Genomic DNA, 6,000 nt, shown 5'->3' with positions numbered 1-6,000 from the left:
TGGGGGATCTTCTCGTATTGGTAGACGAAATCACGGATCTCATCGACGGTATAGCCAGGAGTGATGGTCATGGTACTCCAGTTCCTCTCGGTACGGGAGTGACTCACACCCAGCCTGACACAGAGGGAATCACGCGCCGAAATCGTCATCGAGCGTCCAGGAAACGAGCACGTGCCGGGGTGAGGGGCGGAGGCAAGTGCCGGACCGCGCAGACCCCCGTACCCCTACAGGCCGAGGCGGGCGAGGACGTTCTTGACGTGGCCGAGCGCCTCGGACTCCGAGAGCCCGAAGTTCTGGTTGAGGTACATCCCGTCGCCGATGAGCTGGATGGTCATCGCGAGGTCGGGGTCGCCGAGGTGGTCGTTGAGCGCATCGAACCACTGGACTCGGGTCTCGCCGAGCGCATCGCGTGCCTCGTCGTACTCCTGGGCGAGGCGGCTTGCGGCGATGAGGCTGCGGTCGAGCGGAGTGCCCGTCTCGGCGGCGGTGTCGAGGTAGTACACGTGCGGACCGAGCTCGGCCGCGCGCATCTGCTCGATGTCGGCGTCGACATAGCGGCGCAGGCGCTCCAGGCTGCCTTCGACGAGCTTCGCCTTCGACCCGAAGTGGTAGAGCAGACCGCCCTTGGAGACACCCGCCTCCGCGGCGACCGCGTCGAGCGTCGCACCGGCGGTCCCATGCTGCTCGAGCAGAGCGTCGAAGGCGTCGAGCAGCTTCTCCTTGGTGTCGGAGGAATTGCGTGTCATGGGCATGAGCCTAACCGAGTTCGCCCCGGCCGAGTGTGAAACCCGACTCATTGCCTCTCAGCACACCAACCCACCATTGCTACTATACCGTCTAGACGGTATAGTATAGGCATGTTCACCACACAGACTCCACACGTGCGCGCCGGCCGGCGTGAATGGCTCGGCCTGGCTGTGCTGATGATCCCCGTCCTCCTCATCTCGATCGACAACACGGTCCTCGGATTCGCCCTGCCGGCGATCAGCACGGGCCTCCATCCCAGCGGCACCCAGCTGCTGTGGATCGTCGACATCTACGCCCTCATGCTCGCCGGTCTCCTCGTGGCCATGGGCAGCATCGGCGACCGCTTCGGTCGCCGACTCCTCCTCGTCATCGGCGCCACCGGCTTCGGGCTCGCGTCCCTGCTCGCAGCGTTCTCGACCTCGGCGGAGATGCTCATCCTCGCCCGCGCCCTCCTCGGTGTCTTCGGGGCCACGCTCATGCCCTCGACGCTCTCGCTCATCCGCAACATCTTCCTCGACCCCCGCGACCGTCGCATCGCGATCGCCACCTGGGCCGCGCTCTTCGGCGGCGGCGCCGCACTCGGCCCTGTCGTCGGCGGTGTGCTGCTCGAGCACTTCCACTGGAGCTCGATCTTCTTCATCAACCTCCCGCTCATCGCCCTCTTCATCCCCGCGGCACTCCTCCTCCTGCCCGAATCGCGCGACCCCAACCCGGGCCGCATCGACCCGCTCTCGATCGTGCTCTCGATGCTCACGCTCACCCCGCTCGTCTTCGCGATCAAACACGGCATGTCGGACGGCCTCGACTGGCTCTTCGTCGCAGCCGTCGTCGTCTCGGTCATCTCAGGCACCCTGTTCGTGCTGCGGCAGCTCGCCGCGGACAACCCGATGCTCGACGTCCGTCTCTTCGCGAACGCCGTGTTCACCTCGGCGGTGACGGCGAACCTGCTCAGCCTCATGGGCCTGGCCGGGTTCCTCTACTTCGGCACGCAGGTCCTCCAGCTCGTCCTCGGTCTCTCCCCGGTGACCGCGGCGCTGGCGCTGGTGCCCGGACTCATCATGTCGATCACCGCCGGCTACCTCGCCGTCCCCCTCGTCGCCCGGGTCAAGCCGCGCATCGTCGTGCCGGCCGCGCTCGCCCTCAATGCGATGGGCCTCGGCTTCGTCGCCTTCACCCCGGAGCCGAGCGTGGCCGGGATGATCATCTCCTTCATCGTCCTCGGGGCGGGAATCGGCACCGCCGAGGTGATCACCAACGACCTCATCCTCACCGCGGTGCCCGCGGACAAGGCCGGAGCCGCCTCGGCGATCTCCGAGACCGCGTACGAGTTCGGCTCCGTCATGGGCACCGCCGTCCTCGGCGGCCTGACGACGATGGTCTTCGGCAGGCAGCTCGCCGCCTCGCTCGGCGAGGGCGCGAAGGATCCCGCGTTCGAGACCCTCGGATCCGCGCTCGAACATGCCGGGCAGCTCGGCGGCCGCCTCGGCGCGGAGCTCACCGACACGGTCATCCGGGCCTTCGACCTCGGCGTGCAGTGGGCCGCCGGCGGTGCCGCGATCGTCGTCCTCGCCGCCGCCGTGCTCACGGCCATCGGCCTCAAGGGCGCCGGCCGGGAGGCGACGGCGGACACGGCGGACCGGGAATCCGTGCCCACGCACTGAGCCCTCGGGGCGACCCGGCGGCCGTGCACCACGGTCTCGCCCCTGGGTGACGTCCCCGCGGTGACGCTCACACACACGAAGCGCCGAGGTGGTGCAGGCTTCCCTGCCCCACCTCGCCGCTTCGCGTGTCCGGCCCAGCGGCCGAAGTATCCTAGATCCCGGTCATTCCTCGCGGTGACCGCCCGTCGAGGACCTCCGAGTTCCGCACCTGCTGTCCTCGCCGGCGGGCGAGCACCCGGCCGACGCCGGTGTAGACGACCGCGACGATGAGGATGATGTAGAGGACGATGGTGATCGGCGAGGACACGAGCACCGCCGGATCGCCGCCTGCCGAGAGCAGGGCGTCGCGCAGGCTCGTCTCCGCGAGCGGTCCGAGCACCATGCCGATCATCAGCGGTGCGAGCGGGACTCCGTAGCGTTTGAGCACGAAGCTGACGATCGCGACGCCGAGGAGGACGAAGAGCTCGAACGTCGACGCCGAGGTCGCGTAGATGCCCAGCCCGCAGAACACCGCGATCCCACCGTAGAGGTACGGGTCCGGGATGAGGAGCAGCTTCGCCCACAGCGGTGCGAATGGCAGGTTGATGATGAGGAGGACGATCATCGCGACGAAGAAGCTCGCGATGAGACCCCACACCAGCTCCGGGGCGCGGTCGAAGAGCAGCGGTCCCGGCTGCAGACCGTACTGGCGGAAGGCCGCGAGCATGATCGCCGCCGTCGCCGAGACCGGCAGGCCGAGGGCGAACAGGGCGCCCATCGAGATGCCCGTCGTCGCGCTGCCGGCCGCCTCCGGTGCGGCCAGGCCCCTGATCGCGCCCTTGCCGAACTGCGGGTCCTTCCGGCGGGAGTCGAGCTTGCGTTCGAGACCGTAGGCCATGAACGTCGGCACATCGGCACCGCCGACGGGGATGACGCCGAAGGGCAGCCCGATCGCCGTGCCGCGCAGCCACGCGGGCAGCGCCTCGGTGAACTCGCGGCGCGAGAGGAACGGCCGCCCCGAGGCGTTGATCGTGTTGTCGCTGGCCTGCCGGCGGATGCGGGAGGCGATGAAGAACACCTCGCCGAGGGCGAGCATGCCGACGGTGACCGTGACGAGGGAGACGCCGTCGAAGAGCTCGGGCACACCGAAGGTGAACCGCTCGGTGCCCGAGACCGAGTCGATGCCGATGACGGAGATCCCGATGCCGAGGACGAGCGCCATGAGGCCCTTGAGCACGGAGTCGGCGACGACCGAAGACGTCGCGACGAACGCGAAGAGTGCGAGCGCGAAGTACTCGGCGGGCCCGAACTTCGTCGACAGGTCCGCGAGCAGTGGGGCGATGAACACGACGAGGAAGCACGAGACGATGCCGCCGATGAACGCGCCGATCGCCGCTGTGGCCAGCGCCTGCGGGGCTCTGCCGTCACGGGCCATGCGGTGGCCCTCGAAGGTCGAGGCGATCGCCGAGGCCTGACCCGGGGTGTTCATGAGGATCGCCATCGTCGAATCCCCGAACAGACCGCCGAAGTAGACGCCGGCGAACATGATGAACGCCCCGGTCGGGTCGAGGGCGAAGGTCATCGGCAGCAGCAGCGCCACCGCCATCGACGACCCGAGTCCCGGGAGCACGCCGACGGCGGTTCCGAGGAAGCAGCCGACGAGCACCCACAGCAGGTTCATCGGGGTCAGGGCGTGGGTGAACCCCTCCATGAGGTTGGCGAGAGCATCCATTAGAAGCCGCCTCCCACGATGCCCGAGGGCAGGTTGAGTCCCAGCAGGACCGCGAAGGCGATGTAGACGAGCGAGGAGAACGTCAGCGCGACCGTGAGGTCGAACAGCGGTCTCCGCGAGCCCATCGCCCGGGCCACACACCAGAAGAGCAGGGCCGCGGCGAGGATCCAGCCGGCGAACTCGAGGATCGCTGCGAAGGCCGCGAAGCCGCCTACCGCCCAGCCGAGGGCCCGGAAGTCCGAATGGGTGCGGTGAGTGACGTCGGCGGCACGCGCCTCGGCGAGGGCCTCCCGGTCGGCCTCCGGTTCATCCTCCTCGTGCGGGGAGAGTCGGGAGGCGGCGACCGCCGAGGTCACCGGCGTGGAGAACGCCTTGTCCTCGGCCGCCTCGGCGGGGATCTCCTCATCGACGTCGACGGGTTCGGGGTTGCGGATGATCGCGATCGCGAGCAGGACGGCGATGACGAAACCGGAGACCATGATGATCATCGGGAAGAACTGGGGGCCGGGCGGGTCGACGTCCTCGGGCACCTCCATCGTCAGCAGCCCGATGAGCAGGTACGTCGAGAACGCGGCGAGGATGAGGGGGACGAGGAGGCCGGAGCGGCCGTGCCACCAGGTGCCCGCGCCGAGGTGGCTGGTGCGGGTCGTGGATCTCTCGGTCGTCGTGCTCACAGTCCCAGCTCCTTCAGCAGGCTCTCGATGCGCTTGGTGTCCTCGACGATGAAGTCCGCGAACGCCTGACCGGTCAGCCACACGTCCGACCACTGGTTGCGGGTCAGCGCATCCTTCCATTCGGCACTGTTGCGGGTCTTCTCGAGGAGGCCGACGAGCTGCGTCGTCTCCTCCGCGGTGATGCCCGGCGCACCCAGCCAGCCGCGCCAGTTCGTCAGCGTCACCTCATAGCCCTGTTCGCTCATCGTCGGGATGTCCTCGAACCCGGCGATGCGTTCGGGGGCCGCGACGCCCAAGGCTTTGACGCGGCCGGAGTCGATCTGGTCGGAGACCTCGTTGAAGCCGGTCGACGCGAAGTCCGTCGTGCCTGCGAGCAGGGTCTGGATGGCTTCGCCGCCGCCGGACTTCGGGATGTAGGTGATCGCCGATCCCTCGATCCCGCCGAGCTGGGCGAGCTGGGCGATTGTGAGATGGTCGACCGAACCGGCCGATCCGCCCGTCCACACGAACCCTTCGGGGTCCTTCTTCCACGCCGTCATGACGTCGTCGAGGGTGTTGTACGGGGAGTCGGCGGCGGCGATGAGGACGTCGTAGTCCTCGGAGACACGGGCGAGCAGGGTCGTGTCGGAGAAGCCGACGGGGGAGTCGTTGAGGGCGATGCCGCCGACCATCGCGGTGCCGGTGGCCAGGATCGTGTCCGCCCGCCCGTCCATGGTCGAGAACTTGCCGAGGCCGATCGTCCCGCCCGCGCCGGGGATGTTGACGACCTGGGCGTTGTTCGCCGCCCCCGTCAGCCGCATCGCCTGCTGGGTTTCGCGGGCGAAGCCGTCCCATCCGCCGCCGGCCCCGGCCGGGGCGATGAGGGTGAGGTTCTTCGAGAGGTCTCCGGTCGCCGAGGCGGCTCGGATCGAATAGGTCGTCGCCGTGCCGATCGCGGCGACCGCGATGACTCCGTAGGCGACCTTGCCGAACAGGCGCCGGGAGACGCCGGATTCCGTGGTGGATGGGCTCGGGTCGGGGCGCCCGGGTGGGCTCGCGCCGCCGGATGACTGCATCGTCAGGTCCCTTCTTCTCCATCGAAGATGTGCGCCGGCGCGTCTGTGCGCCGACTGCATGTGCGACCGATTCTATTGTGGCCTGAGTCACCGCAGAGGCTTGCGCGCATTGTTCTCGTTTCGCGCGTTGTGCGCCTTCTGCGCATTCTGCT

5 protein-coding genes are annotated in these 6,000 nt (G+C 68.5%); 1 reads left to right on the top strand and 4 read right to left on the bottom strand.

All coding sequences use genetic code 11. The annotated features are described in order from the left end of the window. Positions 1 to 224: 224 nt before the first annotated feature. Positions 225 to 746, bottom strand: a complete 522-nt coding sequence (locus tag AACX88_RS16490) for a TetR/AcrR family transcriptional regulator (RefSeq protein ID WP_339393955.1) — start codon at positions 744 to 746, stop codon at positions 225 to 227. A gap of 111 nt (positions 747 to 857) precedes the next feature. Here AACX88_RS16490 and AACX88_RS16485 point away from each other — a divergent pair, with 111 nt between their 5' ends. Further along, a complete protein-coding gene (locus tag AACX88_RS16485) occupies positions 858 to 2,408 on the top strand; it encodes an MFS transporter (protein WP_339393954.1) in 1,551 nt (516 codons plus the stop codon). Between the two features lie 151 nt (positions 2,409 to 2,559). Here the strand turns inward: AACX88_RS16485 and AACX88_RS16480 are convergent, their stop codons facing one another. Genes AACX88_RS16480 through AACX88_RS16470 form a run of 3 tightly spaced genes read right to left on the bottom strand, consistent with a single transcriptional unit; the run spans position 2,560 to position 5,848 of the window. Next, a complete protein-coding gene (locus AACX88_RS16480) occupies positions 2,560 to 4,119 on the bottom strand; it encodes a tripartite tricarboxylate transporter permease (protein ID WP_339393953.1) in 1,560 nt (519 codons plus the stop codon). After that, positions 4,119 to 4,793, bottom strand: coding sequence for a tripartite tricarboxylate transporter TctB family protein (locus AACX88_RS16475; protein WP_339393952.1), 675 nt, complete (start codon positions 4,791 to 4,793; stop codon positions 4,119 to 4,121). The genes AACX88_RS16480 and AACX88_RS16475 overlap by 1 nt, the downstream gene beginning before the upstream one ends. Further along, positions 4,790 to 5,848 carry a Bug family tripartite tricarboxylate transporter substrate binding protein gene (locus AACX88_RS16470; RefSeq protein ID WP_339393951.1) on the bottom strand — a complete coding sequence of 353 codons (1,059 nt, stop codon included), beginning with the start codon at positions 5,846 to 5,848 and terminating at the stop codon, positions 4,790 to 4,792. Before AACX88_RS16470 ends, AACX88_RS16475 begins: the two co-directional genes overlap by 4 nt. Positions 5,849 to 6,000 lie beyond the last annotated feature (152 nt).

The sequence above is a fragment of the Brevibacterium metallidurans genome (assembly GCF_037101285.1).
GTDB lineage: Bacteria > Actinomycetota > Actinomycetes > Actinomycetales > Brevibacteriaceae > Brevibacterium > Brevibacterium metallidurans.
The sequence above is the reverse complement of the archived record's forward strand: the minus strand, read 5'-3'. Positions and strand labels throughout refer to the sequence as shown.

Coding starts and splice junctions, on each gene's coding strand:
- AACX88_RS16470 (WP_339393951.1), bottom strand. CDS start 5,848: ATGCAGTCATCCGGCGGCGCGAGCCCACCCGGGCGCCCCGACCCGAGC.
- AACX88_RS16490 (WP_339393955.1), bottom strand. CDS start 746: ATGACACGCAATTCCTCCGACACCAAGGAGAAGCTGCTCGACGCCTTC.
- AACX88_RS16485 (WP_339393954.1), top strand. CDS start 858: ATGTTCACCACACAGACTCCACACGTGCGCGCCGGCCGGCGTGAATGG.
- AACX88_RS16480 (WP_339393953.1), bottom strand. CDS start 4,119: ATGGATGCTCTCGCCAACCTCATGGAGGGGTTCACCCACGCCCTGACC.